Source organism: Niallia sp. FSL W8-0177 (genome assembly GCF_038006285.1).
Lineage (GTDB): Bacteria > Bacillota > Bacilli > Bacillales > Cytobacillaceae > Niallia > Niallia circulans_A.
Genome location: NZ_JBBOUX010000001.1, coordinates 2225722 through 2242005 on the forward strand (window position 1 = coordinate 2225722; position 16284 = coordinate 2242005).

A 16284-nucleotide genomic window follows, 5' to 3' on the forward strand; every position below is an offset into this window, starting at 1 on the left:
TTACGCTAGCTTCAAACGTGAGTCTTTTCTTCTTATTCTGTAATTATTTCATAAATTAGTGTAGGGGCTTTTACTTCATTGGGTGAAAGCTTTATATTTTCAACCAATTTTTTTATTACATCGTCTACTTCTTCAGTATTGCTATAAATTGTAACGAGTGATTCGCCAGCCTCCACTTTATCTCCTATTTTCTTGCGTAAAACTAAGCCTACCGCCAGATCAATTTCTGACTCTTTTGTTGCTCGGCCAGCTCCTAATAACATAGCAGCAGTCCCAATGCTGTCCGCTGTTATTTCTGCGACATAGCCTGATTCTCTTGCTGGAAGCTCCGTTATAAATTTAGCTTTAGGTAATAAATCTGTTTGATCCACAACAGAAGCATCACCACCTTGGGAACTTAAGAAAATTTTAAACGTTTCGAGCGCTTTGCCATTATCTATTACCTCTTGCAGCATTTCTCTCGCTCTATCCGTTGATTCTGCCTTTCCAGCTAAATAGACCATATGACTTCCTAAGGTTAAACATAGTTCCGTCAAATCTTCTGGTCCATGCCCCTTTAATGTATCAATTGCCTCTTTTACTTCTAGTGCATTTCCGATTGCATATCCTAAAGGCTGACTCATATCAGAAATAACCGCCATTGTTTTCCTGCCCACATTATTCCCTATTTGCACCATTGCTTCAGCAAGCTCTCTGGATGCATCCAATGTTTTCATAAATGCTCCAGCACCTGTTTTCACATCTAAGCAAATAGCATCCGCACCTGCTGCAATTTTCTTACTCATGATACTGCTGGCAATCAATGGAATACTGTTAACAGTCGCGGTTACATCTCGTAAAGCATATAATTTCTTATCAGCAGGAGTGAGGTTCCCACTTTGTCCAATAACCGCTAATTTATTCTTATTTACTAGATCAATAAACGCTTCTTTTTCTATTTCCACATGGAAACCTTTTACTGATTCTAATTTATCGATGGTTCCACCAGTATGACCGAGTCCTCTTCCACTCATTTTCGCCACTGGAACACCTACTGATGCCACTAATGGTCCCAATACTAATGTGGTAGTATCGCCAACTCCCCCAGTTGAATGTTTATCCACTTTAATTCCTTCAATGGCAGATAAATCAATGACATCTCCTGAATGAACCATTGCCATTGTTAATTCAGCACGTTCAGCTGCTGTCATATCTTGAAAAAACACAGCCATACTAAATGCACTCATTTGATAATCAGGAATCGTTCCATCTGTATAGCCTTTAATAATAAAAGAGATTTCTTCTTTGGATAATTCTAAACCGTTCCTTTTCTTCTCAATTAAATCGACCATTCTGAATGCCATAATTTGAATTCTCCTTCATATGTATGGAATTATTTTCTTTAAATTTGCAAAAATTCAAGTCAAATTACTGCTTTTTTTAATTTTTTGATTTATGTAAACGGTGTAAAAATATAGCTGTCTAAAGAGTTACCGGTAAATCAGTAACTCTTTAGGATGAAAACTTCATTATGCACCTATATGTTTAATTAGCTCTTTCACATATTGCAGGAAGTTTGCTTTTACCTTTTCTGTTGTTTCAATTACTTCTTCATGATTCAGTGGTTGATCTAGAATACCTGCAGCCATATTAGAAATACAAGAAATCCCTAATACTTTCAGACCTGCATGACGAGCGACTATTACTTCTGGAACAGTCGACATCCCCACTGCATCGCCGCCTAATACGCGAAGCATTCTTACTTCTGCTGGCGTTTCATATGATGGACCTGTGTTTCCCACATAGACACCCTCCTGAATACTCAGTCCAATACTGCTTGCGACCTTGCGTGCTGTTTCACGCAGACTTTTGCAATATGCTTCTGACATATCAGGGAATCTCACCCCTAACTTACTGTCATTTGGTCCGATTAATGGATTGGTGCCCATATTATTAATATGATCAGAGATTAGCATTAAATCACCAGGTGCAAAGTTTTCATTCACCCCGCCTGCAGCATTAGTTACAATTAATTTTTCTACTCCTAATTCCTTCATAACGCGAACAGGGAAAGTTACTTTATCAAATGTATACCCTTCATAAAAGTGGAAACGACCTTGCATTGCTACCACTTCGATCCCCTTAATTGTACCGAATACAAGTTGTCCAGCGTGACCTTCTACTGTTGATACCGGAAATTCTGGGATTTCTTCATAAGGTATTTTTACTGGATTTTCGATTTCTTCTGCAAGAACTCCTAAGCCAGAGCCAAGAATTAAACCAATTTTAGGTGTTTTTGCATACTTTTGTTTTAAAAAATCAGCTGATTGCTTAATCATCGTATAATTCATTTTTTATTCCCCTTATATTAAGTCATTTAAGAAGCTTGTGCCATGCTTTGGCATCTTCACGCTGAAATTATCTGCTACCGTTGCTCCAATATCAGCAAACGTTTTACGTAGAGGCAGTTCTTTCGGTTCCTTTAAAGATTTGCTATATACTAATAACGGCACATACTCTCTTGTATGATCTGTCCCATGATGGATAGGATCATTTCCATGATCTGCGGTAATGATTAACAAATCATCTTCCTTCAGTAATTCCAATACTTCTGGCAGTCTAGCATCATACTCCTCTAATGCCTTTCCATAGCCAATTGGGTCTCTTCTATGTCCAAATAAAGCATCAAAATCTACTAAATTTAAGAAGCTTAGACCTGTAAAATCCATTTTTAATGTATCTACTAGTTTGTCCATCCCATCCATGTTAGAGACCGTTCTCAATGATTTGGTCACACCTTCTCCATCATAAATATCAGAGATTTTCCCAATAGCAATACTCTCAATTTGATTGTCTTTCAATTCATTCATTACTGTCCGATCAAATGGCTTTAGGGCATAGTCATGACGATTTGCAGTACGTTTAAAGTTGCCTGGTTCGCCAATAAATGGTCTAGCAATAATGCGACCAACCATATATTTCTCATCGAGTGTCAATTCTCTTGCTAATTCACAAATACGATACAATTCATCTAAAGGAACAATGTCTTCATGTGCAGCAATTTGCAGTACAGAATCTGCTGAGGTGTAGACGATTAAAGCACCGGTCTTCATATGTTCTTCACCTAGCTCATCTAGAATTTCCGTTCCACTAGCTGGTTTATTTCCAATAATCTTGCGTCCAGATTTTTTTTCGATTTCATTTAATAGTTCATCTGGGAATCCTTCCGGGAATACGCGGAATGGTGTTGCAATGTTTAGACCCATTATCTCCCAGTGTCCAGTCATGGTATCTTTTCCGTTTGATGCTTCTTGCATTTTTGTATAATAAGCAAGTGGATTATCAGCACGCTCAACACCAGCAATTTCCTCAATATTACTAAGACCTAATTTCGCCATGTTCGGCATATGAAGACCATTCATTCTTTGAGCAATATGCCCTAATGTATGTGCTCCTTCATCATTAAATTTTTTCGCATCAGGTGCCTCGCCAATTCCTACAGAATCCATTACAATTAAGAAAACGCGATTATATTTATATGTTGACATCTTTTTCCTCCTTTTACCATATGATTTAACCTATTTTGTCCTACTATATGTATCTTTATTAACCATAAAAATTATAGCATAATCGTCAGAAGTCTGACATCTTTTTCAAGATTGTTATCTTCATTTTAGAAAAATAAAAATTGTTTTCCATTTTCTTATTCATTATACCTTTTTTCAGATGAAAAGAAAAAAGAACACTGTTCGAAGTTGACTAACCTAAATAAATGAGCCCCATAAAACACCTTTGAACGGTACACTTAAACAAAGTTCTAACTCAAAGATGTTTTATCACTGCACCATATTGCTAGGTCAGTCTAATTGTTTATATCTCTATGGTTTTATATAATTTATTCCTGTGTTAGAGGTGGAAGAGTTACAACTAACTCGCCTTTAGGGGGTAAACAGAAAGGAGGTCCTCACCAAATTTTTAAAATTCTCTTCTTCTACTTCCATTTTACCAAGCAGAATACGTCTGCTAAATGTGGAATTTCTTTATCTGGATATATTTCTATAAACTCATCTGACTTTGTAATCGATAAAATCACTATTCTCTAATTCTGTTCCAAGTTTACTTGGCACGATGAAGGCAGGAGTTGACTCTAAAAGGTTAGCTCCTATCCATCCTTCAAATTCATAATGTAAATATTTTATCTGTTCTGATATCCCCTCTCTTCTGTTGCAATTTCTTCTTCTATTCCCTAAATGGTATATTCCCCCTGGCCACCTGATACTTTTGGTTCTAAAAAATATAAATCATTCATTCCTTCCTACCACAATCTTACCTTTTCACTGGCAGATTAAATATTTACCATTTTAAAACCAATAGCGAATATTTTACGATCGTCTATAGTAAAAATACAACTATAAGTTAATTTTCTTAACCAATGAAGTAGTACCATCATGGAGTATTGATTTTATATTTGGATTTTGTGAGAAGTACGATAAATAGGCGACATGACATTTTATATGGCAGGGGTAGTTGTCGAGAACGACAAAGCTCGTGGCGATAAACAATGCGTAACGTAAAGTGTGTTGTTTTAAGCTATGAATTTCAGTAAAAAGTAATATCCAATAACGTCCAAAGTTAATATTTCTAAAAAAACAAAAACACCTGATTCCTAATAAGAATCAAGTGCTTATAGTTAATTCTGTAACATACTTCTGAATATTACTGAACTGGTCCCATAAATTCAGTAATAATAAGAATATGTTCCTTTAGTTTGACTATATCCGACCTCCATAATCGGCTTGTGTTCAGTACTACCACATAATCAACTTGGACAGACGAAAGGTGAGCCAACATTTCCTGTAAGCCCACCCTGTCAATTTCTAATGCTTCTTCATTCAGTTTTGCACCACTAATTCCTTCCTCTCTAAAAATATGGATCAAGTTCCAGCCTTGTTCTTTACAATACCCTTTAATTTCATCTTCTTGATATTTCAAGCTGTATCCATCTTTTGCTTGCCCTTGTGTCGAGACACGTATTATACCCAACAACGTTCAACTTCTCACCCTCCCGTTACATAAATTTTAATTTTCGTAACGCTTTTTAGCGAATAGCGAGTATTATACGACCGTCTCTTTTAAAAATACAACCCAATTTTTGTCTGCCCTGTTGCTAAACTAGTAACCTTCTTACGTAACCTACCTTTTATCGCCACGAGCTTTGTCAATCTCGTTAGTTTGTCAACCATTCCATATCATAACTATTCCTGCCATGTAAAATGTCATCTCGCCTATTTATCGTACTACTCTCGCAAAGCAAGTATTAAAACAGAATGCCTTGATGGTACTACCTTCATGAGTTATGAATTTCATGTAGACATTTTAATTTGTCCAAAGTTACATTTCTAACAAAAAGCACTTGTTGCCATAAGTAGACAATCAAATGCTCTATTCAATGTTTTACTTCCTATATAATTTAGTTGTGCAACGTAAGATTTCCATAAAAAAATCTATAAAGAGTCTTAAAAACATCTACATCATTTTCGTTTAATACTGCTTTTATTTCATTACCTTTAAAACAACTTTTCAAGCGTAACAGTCCATACGTGAGTAGTATGTGTGGACTATTTTACGCTTACTTTTATATTTTATTGCTGAGAACCCGAAGTATTAATCAACCATATCCCTAAAGTACTCTGCATCCTCATCAACCTTTCTTATAAATTCCTCCAATGAACCAGCAATTTGGGTTTCAAAAAAATATACAGGAGTTTGTTGTGGAGTATTTAAATCAAGAGTTAAATATACACCCTCGTTTACTTCATAAAACACTAATTTATCATCGTCCTCATATATTCCTTCTAAATCTGGATCAAACTCGTAAATACCTTCTCTCAAAGTAATATCAGCTATAGTATCTGGATCCATAATTCTATTTATTGCGTTCCCATCGCTTCCTTTTATAAAGCCATACCCAACTTCTAAGTAAAAATCTCTAAGTTCATTAGGTAACTCAAACCCAAGTCTTTCTTCCGCATCTAACAGTTCGTTTTCTTGTAGTCTAATAAATTTATGCTTATCATTTTTCACAAAATCAAATGTAGCCATTAAAACTACCTCCTTGGAAATAACTTATTTGATGGCGAACCCTTACCATGAATCCCTGCCTGGTGTTCATCAGGAAATTTAGCGGGATGTATATTCCACCATTCGTGAGGACCGCCAATATTATTTTCTATAATATGATGAGCATCATATGGTTGACCTATATCCCTTGCTAATCTACCTTTTTTATCATAAATTTCCTCAGTATATCTTGGCCAAGTTTGTCCCGTGTTTTCTTCCCATTCTTTAATCAATTTATTTTTCACACTATTGAATTTATTCCTGTGTTTTAAAGTTTCCAATGGTGTCATTTTTTCATATTTATTTTCTCTTAAAGTACCCTTTAATCTTTCTATTTGTGATTTATGAAGTTTCAATCCAGTTTTTGACTCAACATCTCTAATATAATCTTTAGCTAAATCGTAATCAATTTTTACCGTACCCTTAGTAGTCCCCTTCCCTTCCACTTTCCTCAAAGAAGCCGGAACGATTGAATCCATCCGATTTTCTATCGTGGCTCTGCTCCACACATTGACAGGAGCCTGATTCGCTGTGCTTAGTTGGAAGGACGGATTGGGCATGAAGTTTTGTCTAAAGAAGTGGGTGACTTCTTGGACATATTGTTTTCCACTATTTTTTATGCCATTAGGCCATAGGCTGTTCTCTTTCTTCCTTCCATCGATCCGTTGGAGCGATTCTGTTGTTTTTTGTGAAATGGCTGAACGGATTCCGTTGGTTTTATTTTTACTTTTTTCTCCTTTTAACAGCTTAAGGTATTTTGCTTGGCCGACATATGGGAGGAAGGAAGTGGCTGCACTTCCCGATACATACATGATCCCTTCTTTTTCAGCGGTGTCTGTTATAGACTGCGCCATCGATTCAAGGACGATTGCGGGATCGTGTATAATCGCATCGAGCGTTTCTGTAGCACTCTCTATCCTTTTCGTAGAAGCTTTTTTTAGAAAATCCGGCTCTATAGAATCTGGAATGATTCCTGATGCGGCTACGATTCCAGCATCGATCACAAGCGTAATAAGGCCTTTGGCTATCTCATAAATCGCTACCGCGAGCCCCTTTACAAAATCCCAAGCTCCCTCTGCTGTTACAGAAATCACATCGCTTACCTTTTCAGAGAAAGTTGTATAGCGATCCTTGACCTGAGAGGCCTTGTTTGCATATTCATCATCTGTATTTTCATACTTTTTTACTTTTGATTCATAGAGATCCCACAGCTCTTCCATTTTATTTTTTAACCTGGATTGAACAGATTCCATATCATTTCGAATGCTTTCCAGCTGCTGTTTATTATATCTGCTTCGCTCTCTTTCTTCCAGATCTGTATCGTCAAACAGACTAAATAGAAGGCTGGGGGACCGATACGTTTCCTGAATGGCACGGCTAAGTCTATAGGTTACTCCCCATTCAATTTGGGTGAGATTCCCCCAAATATCGTTCCGATCGACTCTCATCATGCTGTTTCTGGAAATAGGGGTAATATAGGCCGTTGTATCAGCCACATAGTTTTCAAACAATGTTAATAAATCCTCTATTTGCGTCTGGTAGCTTTGGATATTTTTCTTGGATTCCTGCATAAGATCTTCCCAGGCTTCCAGACTCTTTCCCGCGTTCCTCTCTGTATAGCCTGCTATCGTATGGAGAGAAGTCTGCATCTGAAGAAGGGCCCGCTTATATGTATGAAGCTGTTCAATGATCTGATCCAGAATCCCATAGTTAATTTTTAAGTCCCTTTTCATGACTGGCCGCTCCGAATGTCCTTGCCGATTTCTTCGTCTGCCTTTGTCATTTCTTCCAATATGCTTTTACCGGCTGTATAGACAGCATGCATATTTTTTACTAACTCTTTATTTACATCATTATTCATATGATCCAGAATAGCATCTACTTTATCGATGAAATCAGAATGAAAGTTTTTCAGCTGATTTCTTGTGCCTGTACGAAAGGTGTCTGTGTAACTACTAAACTCATCGATACTGGATTGCAGGGTTTGTAAAGTTGCCTGTAACTCACGGATATCCATCTTTATCTGTGCGGTTCCCAATGGTAAACTCCTCTCTCCTATTTTCTCATCTAAAAGGAACGGATTCAATAGCGACAATCAGTCGATTCAGTTCTCTAATCATTTCTTCTATTTTTTCCCGCATCTCTTCTTCCACTGAGGCATTTTCTAAGTCCATTTGCTCAAAATTTTTCTGTATGCCCTCTTTGGCATCTTCCAAAAAAGAGATCATATTTGATACTAAGCTAGAGGAAAAGCTTGACGTATAGTTTGCCATTATCTTTCACCAGCTCTTTCCATTTCCACTTGTAACGATTGCATGTCCTGTGCGGAAAACTCAATTGATGTCATCTTTTTTTCTACAACTAGCTCTTCTTTCATAAGCAGTTCAAATGCTTCTTCCATCTCATCTTTAAAACCCATATGTAGGACATTTGTAATCAAAGGCTCTGTGAAATAAAGGATAGCATCTTTCTTCATTTCTCCTACAGGATAAACCACACCGCCGTACGGAAAAAACGTTTGATAGCCTGTTGGGACGGTATAACGTTTAGTGATGACAATTTTGGCTGCTGAAGAAGTTTGCTGTTCTGGCAGAAAGTAAAGTGGATTCAGTTCCACAACTGACCCTAATGGCAGCACTTCTCTCATTATTTCTATGCAGGAAGTAACGAAGGGGAAGAAAAGATGGTCCTGTAAACGATAATGGGACTGTCTAAACTGAATCACATGCTCCTTATCCTCTTTTCTATAATAAATGGCCTCCTGGTTGGTGCTCTTTATATCATAGGAACGGAGCCCTTGCTTATAAGCAAAATAGAGTTCCCGAAAGACGAGCTCGTCCTCCAGATATAAGTCAGCAAACGCATGGATTGCCGTACGATATTTATCCTTTGATTCATCGGATAAAGAATCCATGAGCTGAGCTATTTTTTTCATTGCCAACGCCTTTAACTGTTTTCTATCATTCAAATGGCTCCCTCCCTGCCATGTAAATATTTTACATACATATATTATAAATGAGGGAATGGAAAATGATAAGGTGAAAAATAGCTAAATACCAAAGACCTACTTATATTCCTTTATTTTCCTAAATAACTCTTCATTCAAATGCTATCTACTAATAATTTTACTGACAAACGCTAGTTTTGCTTTTTCCTACTAAATTTTCTAAAATTAGATTCTATCCTCCTTAGTATATTTTTTGAAATCCTGCAATCCTTGAGCCTTATAAGGATGAAATGGATTTAATATTTTATTGCTTTTATAAATGTGAAAGTTAAATAACGAAAAAAGGAGTTTTCTTAATGAGGATTTATTGAAAGAATACTTAGAATTGAGGACTTTTAGAAAGATACAAATACTTAGAGAATTCTTATCCGAATAAACAAAATATATGGAAATGGAGCCGAGTAAAAAAAACTATATTTGAATGAAGCTGATGAAGAAGAGTACATTTAAATACAACAAAAATAGCCCCAAGACTTCAATTTATCCAAGGAGCTATCCGTAAACTATACTTTTCCTGCTACTGTTTTATAAGTTGCTGACAGTGTCTTTTTCTCCTTACTATTTACCCTTTTAAATAAAAACTCTCTCCCGCCCACTAGGCACGAGGATGAAATTGACTATATACATCTTTCAATCTAGTTTTTGTTACATGGGTGTATATTTGAGTTGTCGAGATATCAGCATGACCGAGCATTTCCTGCACCGCTCTTAAATCAGCACCATTTTCTAATAAATGAGTTGCAAACGAATGTCTTAATGTGTGCGGTGTTATTTCTTTTTCAATATGGGCTTCCTTCCCTAAACGCTTTAAAATTTTCCAAAAGCCTTGTCTTGTTAATCGATTGCCATGGTGATTTAAGAACAAGGAATGCTCCGTGGATTTCTTTTGGTTTAAAAATGTTGGTCTCCCTTGATGCAAATAATCCTCCAATGCCCTCGTAGCTGCTCCGCCAATAGGGATGATTCTTTCTTTGTTCCCTTTTCCTATACAGCGGATAAACCCCATTGTAAGATGAACATCATCCATATTTAAATTGATCAACTCACTCACACGGATTCCTGTTGCATAGAGAAGCTCAAGCATCGCTTTATCTCTGAGTCCATAATGGTCATTTTTATGAGGAAAATCAAGCAGTGCTTCTACTTCCTCCATAGAAAGAACTTTTGGCAATGTTCTTTCTGCCTGCGGTGTTTCAATATGTACAGTTGGATCCTCTTCAAGCACACGATCGCGGAATAAAAATTGATGAAATGCACGAATAGATGCTATATGTCGTGCGATTGTTTTAGAGGACTTTCCTTGGTCCTTTAAAAAACCTAAAAAGCGAATAATGTGGGAACGCTGTATTTCTTTGAGATTACATTGTTCTACATTTTTCATATATTTTATATAGCTTTTCAAGTCTCTTTCATATGATACAAGTGTATTACTCGCTAAACCCTTTTCCACTAATAAATAATGTATAAAATCTTTTAATTGATCTTCCATAGGACTATTCCCCATTTAAGTAAAACAGGAATATTCGATCCCTCCATGAATATTTTTCTGTTTCCAGACTATTATCTGCATTCACCTTGATGGCAGAACCTGATGGCTCATCATAGCGATGTAGTTGTTGATATTCTTGATTAAACCAAACGATTGCATAATAAAAAAGAATCGTACATCCTGTAAATAGGAGAAATACTTTTAGTGTATTTATAATTGCTTTTGTCCATCTCATCCAAAATCCCTCCATAACTTCTATAATACAAGCTATGCCAGATTGGACATTTAATATACCTAATGGACCTATTATTCTTATTATAATAGAAATAAATATTATTTAAAGCGTTATGCGTTGAATAATTTACTTCCACTTTTTCATTTGGTATCTTATGTAAATGCGATAAAGGTAACATTCCTATTTTCGATTAGTAATTAACAAAAATAAAAAACCTTCTCTACTGAAAAGGTTTATTCTGCGGATGAAACATCCTCGCTTTTTTCCGTGCAACGATGACAAATACCATGAAATGTTAGACGATGATCTTTAATTTTAAAATTCCAGTCACGCTCTACTAATTTCTCTACATCTCCTAGTAAATCTTCTTGAATTTCATCCACTGCTCCACATTCAATACATACTAAATGGTGATGAAAGTGGGCTGCACCTTCTTGTCTCAAATCATACCTAGAAACACCGTCACCAAAATTTATTTTATCAACAATCTTCAATTCCGTTAGTAGTTCAAGTGTGCGATATACGGTTGCCAATCCAATTTCAGGAGATTTCTCTTTAACGAGTAAGTATACATCTTCTGCACTGAGATGGTCTTCTTCATTTTCTAATAATACTCGAACTGTTGCTTCCCTTTGGGGAGTTAATTTATAGCTCGAAGAATGCAACAGCTTTTTTATTCTATCTATTCTACTTTCCATTCCGAAAGTCCCTCCCTAGCCACTGTCCATCTCATTATAACAGAAGTAGGAAAAGAATCCTAATAAAAATTATTATAAATAACAATTAATAATAATTATTAATTTATAATGACTATCATTGATAATAAATCAACAAGCTTCCCACTATCCAAAAGGGATAGTAATAATAATAGATTGTACCATATTAATGACAGCTTTCATTAATAATGGCGAAATATATGCCTCTACTGCAGCAGCAATGCCGATTACTATAAAGGCCATTATTAGAAGAATAGTATATCTAGCAAACAGCGGCAGCATTGGTTCTCCCTTTTTCTTCATAAATTGCTGGCGAATCATTTTAAAAGAGAATGCTACTGATAGTGTAGCAGAAATTATAAAAATTGGAATAACAATTAGATTTTGTGGCAGAACCGACACAAATGATAGTAAAAATCCATGCCATCCCATTTGATTTACTAAAAAGCCAACCGTGAAACCAACTACCATCCCTTTAATAAATAGTAGAATTAAAATAATAGGCAATCCAATGATCGAAATACCTAACAGCCAAATAAAACCTATATACTTACTATTATGCGAAAAGCTTTGAAAAAACAAATCTTTACTGTCCGCTACCTGTCCATTTGAAACCTGTCCAAAAAACTGTGTTAAATAATAATAGAGATCTTCCTTTTGGGAGAGAGACAAACTATTCACTACAATTGCACCAAAAATAACCCCCATTAAAAACAATACAATGATAAATAAATAAATTGAGGAATGTTCGCGTATATGATTCACTAGGATATTCTGATATTTTTTCTTTTTCATTGCCTTTCCTCCCGCCAATTCTGTTAGTTAATGTTTATGCAAAAAAAAAGGGCATATGACTATAAATCTATTATTAATAGAAATGAAAAAATAATAAGATTATTATATTATTGATTATAGAGATAGATAGATTAACAAATGGAGGTGAGTGTTTTGAAACCAATATTAATCGATTTACCAGAAACGATCGAAACAGACAGGCTAGTCATACGCCCCTGTATGCCAGGAGATGGCAAAGATGTATATGAAAGCATTCAGCGGTCTAAAGAAGACTTTAAACCTTGGATGAGTTTTGCCAATCAGGAGCAAACACTAGAGGAAGTGGAAGCAGGCGTACGAGAATCATATGCCAAATATATTTTAAGAGAAGCTATTCGATTACATATTTATTTAAAAGCAACAAATGAATTTATTGGATCAACCGGTCTACATTCGATCGATTGGAAAGTCCGCGTGTTTGAAATAGGCTATTGGTGTGATTCAGCTCATACAGGAAAAGGCTATATTACCGAGAGTACAAAAGCATTAATACAGTTCGCACAAAGTACACTTGAGGCTAATCGTATTGAGATACGAGTAGATTCCACCAACATGAAAAGCCGTGCTATCCCAGAAAAACTTGGCTTCTCATTAGATGGGATTTTGAAAAATGAAACACTAAGTGCCGATACAGCAGAATTAAGAGATATTTGTCTTTATTCTTTGGCATAATGCAGAAAATCCCACAATTGTGATGTGGGATTTTTGCTATAACTTATCTACTCTAACCTTGCCGTATTTGCCGCCCCCGCCAACTTGCAAGTCTACCATTCCCGTTCTCGCTGCAACAATATAATCTGCCACTTTCTTTGGCACAACCTCCACTAGCTTTTCATAGGGGGCTTCATGAATGATTTGCATTTCAGTTGAAAAATAATCTAGCAATTTTTGCAGCGTTTTTTTTCCTAATCCAGGTATATATTCTAACGGAATTTGATGAATATACGGAGGTCTACTAGGTGCACTGGCTGCATCTTTTAAATCGCTAATTCTTGCTGCCACCCCTTTTACCCATTTATGACTTCCGCATTCTGTGCAGATCCCTGTCGCTTCCGAAAATGGAGCATAGCATTTCATGCAAACTGTTTCGTGATATTTACCTAATTTCGGATCTAATCCATAATTGGCAATAATTTTTCTACCTTCTTCTTGATGAAGAACTTTTGCAAATTCAGCAAAAGAAGCGTCCTCCATTTCCATGACCTGATATTCCCGAGCCATTTTTTCTAAAGAATGGGCATCAGAATTGGTTATAAATGAAAAAGAATGTAATTCTCTGATTTGGTCTGCCATCTCGGTATCAGAACTCAAACCAAGCTCAATCCCATCAATCATTTTCTCGTCTAAAACTTCTTTAAAGGAACGATTAACTCCGCTGCCATATAAACTTTTAAACGGTGTGAAGACATGGGCAGGAACGAATAATCCATTTAATTCCTTTACTTTATACTGTAATTCCTTTCCACTGATATAAAGGCGCTGCGAGCTTAATGTTACATTTTTCATATGGTGAGAAATCCAATTAGAAAATTCCTTCATTTTAGCCAATGTCGGTAGATAGCATAGCACATGAATAGGACCCTTACAGAAAGAATCATATATTTCGAGCTCTGAGCCAAGAATAATCGTAATCCCTTCCATTCTTACCCCACCATCGGCTAATTCCAGCATCTTCCCTTGTGCTATTAACTCCTCCATTTCCGATATTACTTCAGGAGAATGGCAATCAATGATCCCAATCATATCAAGACCTTTTTGCTTACTGGCATATTCTATGATTGCCGTTAAAGTTAAGTTTCTTGATGCTGTTATTTTTACCGGTTTCCGGCTCTTTGTTCTACCAATATGGATATGTAAATCAGTGTAATACGAATTCATTTTTACTCCTTTAAATTTGCAATTTGTAAATATTGTACCCCAAAAATCGTTTTAGCATCAAAAATACGCTTTTCTTTGATAAATTCCAATGCCTCATCTAGTGTAATTTCTAATACATTCACAAACTCATCTTCATCAAGTCCGGCTGCATTTTCTTTTTGCTTTAATCCTTTTGCCACATATACATGAATAATTTCATCAGCAAATCCTGGGGAAGTATAGAATGAGCTTACCAATTCCAGAGATTCACATTCATATCCCGTCTCTTCTTCTAACTCTCTTCTAGCACAAAGAGCTGGTTCTTCGTCTTTTTCTAATTTCCCAGCAGGAATCTCCACAATTACTTTTTCAAGCGGCTTTCGATATTGTTCTACCATAACTAGTTTATTATCATCCGTTATCGCTATTACAGCAACCGCGCCTGGATGCTTTACAAGTTCGCGCGTGGACGTTTTCCCATTCGGCAATTCGACCTCATCCACTTGAACTTGAATGATTCTCCCGCTATAAATATGCTCTGTTTTTAATGTTTTTTCTTCCAATGTACTCATTTGACACACTCCTGTTCTATTAAGCCAAAGCTCTGACATATAGATTATTATACTTCATTTCTGTTCAATGGAAAGGATTGGGGGAAGCTTTTGAAAGTATATATCCAGGAAAAAGGAATTATTTTATCAGGAAAGGCTTGGGAAATCCGCTATATTCTTAAAAAATACCAAACGGAATTTACTTATGTAAAAGATTGGATAAACGCAAATGCTGACAGCTCTCAAAAATAAGCCATATTCTTTGTGAATAAACAGCATCTTTCGTACAATAAGAGATATCTTTAGTGGAGAGGTGTTCAATTTTGCAAAAGTCTCAATTAGGCAATTCTAACTTATTTGTTTCCAAATTAGGTCTAGGCTGTATGAGTCTCGGTACCGAAGAAAAAACTGCTTTCCCAATTTTAGAAGCAGCACTTGAAGAAGGAATTAATTATTTTGACACAGCGGATCTATATGATCAAGGGAAAAATGAGCAATTGCTCGGTCAGTTTTTCAAGAATAATCGCGAAGATGTCATTCTTGCTACAAAGGTAGGCAATAAGTGGGAAGAAGGAAAAGAAGGCTGGGTTTGGGATGCAAGTAAAGCCTATATTAAAGAACAAGTAAAACAAAGCCTAAAGCGCCTTGGCACAGATTATATTGATTTATATCAGCTGCATGGAGGCACGATGGCAGATCCGATAGAGGAAACGATTGAGGCATTTGAAGAATTAAAAGAAGAAGGATTTATTCATTATTATGGCATTTCCTCCATTCGTCCTAATGTCATTCGCGAATATGTGAAACGTTCTTCGATTGTTTCTGTGATGATGCAATACAGCATTTTGGACAGACGTCCTGAGGAAGAAGCACTGCCATTACTTGCCGAAAACAATATTAGTGTTGTCACTCGCGGACCGGTTGCAAAAGGTCTATTAAGCCCTAAATATCGTGAAAAACTATCGGAGAAAGGCTATTTAGATTATTCTGGTGAAGAACTAACAGAAGTGTTACATACACTGGAACAAAAATTCTTAGATAATCGTACACTTACAGAGGCTGCCGTGCAATATAATTTAGCTCAGCCCGCTGTTGCTAGCATCATTGCTGGAGCAAGCTCAGCAGAACAGCTTCGCGCTAACGCAAAAGCAGTTAACAGTGCCCCTCTATCTGCGGATGAAATAGCATTCATTAAAAAGATTTCCAAAGCATCTGTTTATGAAGCACATCGTTAATAGGATAAGTGTTTTTTACGGAGCTTGTTCCCCGAATGGTTCATAGAATTTTTCTATGAACCATTTTTTATGATGGATGAATGCCAATTTTACTTATTGTTTTTGTAGGCGGGCGGAGCTCATCTTGGTTTTGAACGCTAGTTTTGAGCACTGTCTTTTGAAAAGTGGTTTTCATCTTGCTTATGAACACTTTTTTTTGGGCTCTATCTATTGAAAAGTGGTTTTCATCTTGGTTTTGAACGCTAGTTTTGGGCTCTGTCT

Annotated in this window: 17 protein-coding genes and 1 pseudogene; 3 read left to right on the plus strand and 15 right to left on the minus strand. The window is 36.3% G+C overall.

Features of this window, described 5'->3' with window-relative positions; genetic code table 11:
- Positions 1-32: 32 nt before the first annotated feature.
- From NST77_RS10995 to spoIIM, 13 genes and pseudogenes are all read right to left on the minus strand, one after another.
- Positions 33-1343: a pyrimidine-nucleoside phosphorylase gene (locus NST77_RS10995; protein ID WP_095331745.1), complete on the minus strand. Its 1311-nt coding sequence runs from the start codon at positions 1341-1343 to the stop codon at positions 33-35.
- Positions 1344-1508: 165 nt separating this feature from the next.
- Positions 1509-2330, minus strand: a complete 822-nt coding sequence (locus NST77_RS11000) for a purine-nucleoside phosphorylase (RefSeq protein ID WP_095331743.1) — start codon at positions 2328-2330, stop codon at positions 1509-1511.
- Positions 2331-2342: 12 nt separating this feature from the next.
- Positions 2343-3527: a phosphopentomutase gene (gene deoB, locus NST77_RS11005; RefSeq protein ID WP_095331741.1), complete on the minus strand. Its 1185-nt coding sequence runs from the start codon at positions 3525-3527 to the stop codon at positions 2343-2345.
- Positions 3528-4734: 1207 nt separating this feature from the next.
- A pseudogene (locus NST77_RS11010) lies at positions 4735-5032 on the minus strand (recombinase family protein); the annotation flags it as partial.
- Between the two features lie 611 nt (positions 5033-5643).
- A complete protein-coding gene (locus NST77_RS11015; protein ID WP_163186139.1) occupies positions 5644-6081 on the minus strand; it encodes an SMI1/KNR4 family protein in 438 nt (145 codons plus the stop codon).
- Positions 6082-6086: 5 nt separating this feature from the next.
- Positions 6087-7832 (minus strand): hypothetical protein, encoded by a 1746-nt coding sequence (locus NST77_RS11020; RefSeq protein WP_286167719.1) that lies wholly within the window; start codon positions 7830-7832, stop codon positions 6087-6089.
- On the minus strand, positions 7829-8137 hold the full coding sequence (locus NST77_RS11025; RefSeq protein ID WP_123257768.1) for a hypothetical protein: 309 nt from the start codon (positions 8135-8137) through the stop codon (positions 7829-7831). Before NST77_RS11025 ends, NST77_RS11020 begins: the two co-directional genes overlap by 4 nt.
- A 25-nt stretch (positions 8138-8162) precedes the next feature.
- Entirely contained in the window at positions 8163-8372 is a 210-nt protein-coding gene (locus tag NST77_RS11030; protein WP_095334370.1) for a hypothetical protein, read from the minus strand.
- Positions 8372-9067 carry a DUF4176 domain-containing protein gene (locus tag NST77_RS11035; RefSeq protein ID WP_095334371.1) on the minus strand — a complete coding sequence of 232 codons (696 nt, stop codon included), beginning with the start codon at positions 9065-9067 and terminating at the stop codon, positions 8372-8374. The genes NST77_RS11030 and NST77_RS11035 overlap by 1 nt, the downstream gene beginning before the upstream one ends.
- A 634-nt stretch (positions 9068-9701) precedes the next feature.
- Complete coding sequence (gene xerD / locus NST77_RS11040) at positions 9702-10595, minus strand: site-specific tyrosine recombinase XerD (protein ID WP_095334178.1); 894 nt, start codon at positions 10593-10595, stop codon at positions 9702-9704.
- Positions 10596-10599: 4 nt separating this feature from the next.
- Positions 10600-10830 (minus strand): YqzK family protein, encoded by a 231-nt coding sequence (locus tag NST77_RS11045; protein WP_047940308.1) that lies wholly within the window; start codon positions 10828-10830, stop codon positions 10600-10602.
- 233 nt (positions 10831-11063) lie between these two features.
- Positions 11064-11528, minus strand: a complete 465-nt coding sequence (gene fur / locus NST77_RS11050) for a ferric iron uptake transcriptional regulator (protein WP_095334167.1) — start codon at positions 11526-11528, stop codon at positions 11064-11066.
- Between the two features lie 144 nt (positions 11529-11672).
- Positions 11673-12341: a stage II sporulation protein M gene (spoIIM, locus tag NST77_RS11055; RefSeq protein WP_095334169.1), complete on the minus strand. Its 669-nt coding sequence runs from the start codon at positions 12339-12341 to the stop codon at positions 11673-11675.
- Positions 12342-12494: 153 nt separating this feature from the next.
- On the opposite strand from spoIIM, the gene NST77_RS11060 reads away from it, so the two are divergent.
- A complete protein-coding gene (locus NST77_RS11060) occupies positions 12495-13052 on the plus strand; it encodes a GNAT family N-acetyltransferase (RefSeq protein ID WP_163187756.1) in 558 nt (185 codons plus the stop codon).
- A 36-nt stretch (positions 13053-13088) separates the two neighbouring features.
- Here the strand turns inward: NST77_RS11060 and NST77_RS11065 are convergent, their stop codons facing one another.
- Together NST77_RS11065 and NST77_RS11070 are read right to left on the minus strand one after the other, a co-directional pair.
- Positions 13089-14258 carry an endonuclease Q family protein gene (locus tag NST77_RS11065; protein ID WP_123257867.1) on the minus strand — a complete coding sequence of 390 codons (1170 nt, stop codon included), beginning with the start codon at positions 14256-14258 and terminating at the stop codon, positions 13089-13091.
- Positions 14259-14260: 2 nt separating this feature from the next.
- On the minus strand, positions 14261-14809 hold the full coding sequence (locus NST77_RS11070) for an NUDIX domain-containing protein (protein WP_123257868.1): 549 nt from the start codon (positions 14807-14809) through the stop codon (positions 14261-14263).
- 90 nt (positions 14810-14899) lie between these two features.
- Here NST77_RS11070 and mciZ point away from each other — a divergent pair, with 90 nt between their 5' ends.
- Together mciZ and NST77_RS11080 are read left to right on the plus strand one after the other, a co-directional pair.
- Entirely contained in the window at positions 14900-15040 is a 141-nt protein-coding gene (mciZ, locus tag NST77_RS11075; protein WP_047940302.1) for a Z-ring formation inhibitor MciZ, read from the plus strand.
- Between the two features lie 71 nt (positions 15041-15111).
- A complete protein-coding gene (locus NST77_RS11080; RefSeq protein WP_123257869.1) occupies positions 15112-16023 on the plus strand; it encodes an aldo/keto reductase in 912 nt (303 codons plus the stop codon).
- Positions 16024-16284 lie beyond the last annotated feature (261 nt).

Excerpts from the sequence above, each read along its gene's own strand:
- NST77_RS10995 (WP_095331745.1), bottom strand. The coding sequence starts at position 1,343 with ATGGCATTCAGAATGGTCGATTTAATTGAGAAGAAAAGGAACGGTTTA.
- NST77_RS11000 (WP_095331743.1), bottom strand. The coding sequence starts at position 2,330 with ATGAATTATACGATGATTAAGCAATCAGCTGATTTTTTAAAACAAAAG.
- deoB (WP_095331741.1), bottom strand. The coding sequence starts at position 3,527 with ATGTCAACATATAAATATAATCGCGTTTTCTTAATTGTAATGGATTCT.
- NST77_RS11015 (WP_163186139.1), bottom strand. The coding sequence starts at position 6,081 with ATGGCTACATTTGATTTTGTGAAAAATGATAAGCATAAATTTATTAGA.
- NST77_RS11020 (WP_286167719.1), bottom strand. The coding sequence starts at position 7,832 with ATGAAAAGGGACTTAAAAATTAACTATGGGATTCTGGATCAGATCATT.
- NST77_RS11030 (WP_095334370.1), bottom strand. The coding sequence starts at position 8,372 with ATGGCAAACTATACGTCAAGCTTTTCCTCTAGCTTAGTATCAAATATG.
- xerD (WP_095334178.1), bottom strand. The coding sequence starts at position 10,595 with ATGGAAGATCAATTAAAAGATTTTATACATTATTTATTAGTGGAAAAG.
- NST77_RS11045 (WP_047940308.1), bottom strand. The coding sequence starts at position 10,830 with ATGAGATGGACAAAAGCAATTATAAATACACTAAAAGTATTTCTCCTA.
- fur (WP_095334167.1), bottom strand. The coding sequence starts at position 11,528 with ATGGAAAGTAGAATAGATAGAATAAAAAAGCTGTTGCATTCTTCGAGC.
- spoIIM (WP_095334169.1), bottom strand. The coding sequence starts at position 12,341 with ATGAAAAAGAAAAAATATCAGAATATCCTAGTGAATCATATACGCGAA.
- NST77_RS11065 (WP_123257867.1), bottom strand. The coding sequence starts at position 14,258 with ATGAATTCGTATTACACTGATTTACATATCCATATTGGTAGAACAAAG.
- NST77_RS11070 (WP_123257868.1), bottom strand. The coding sequence starts at position 14,809 with ATGAGTACATTGGAAGAAAAAACATTAAAAACAGAGCATATTTATAGC.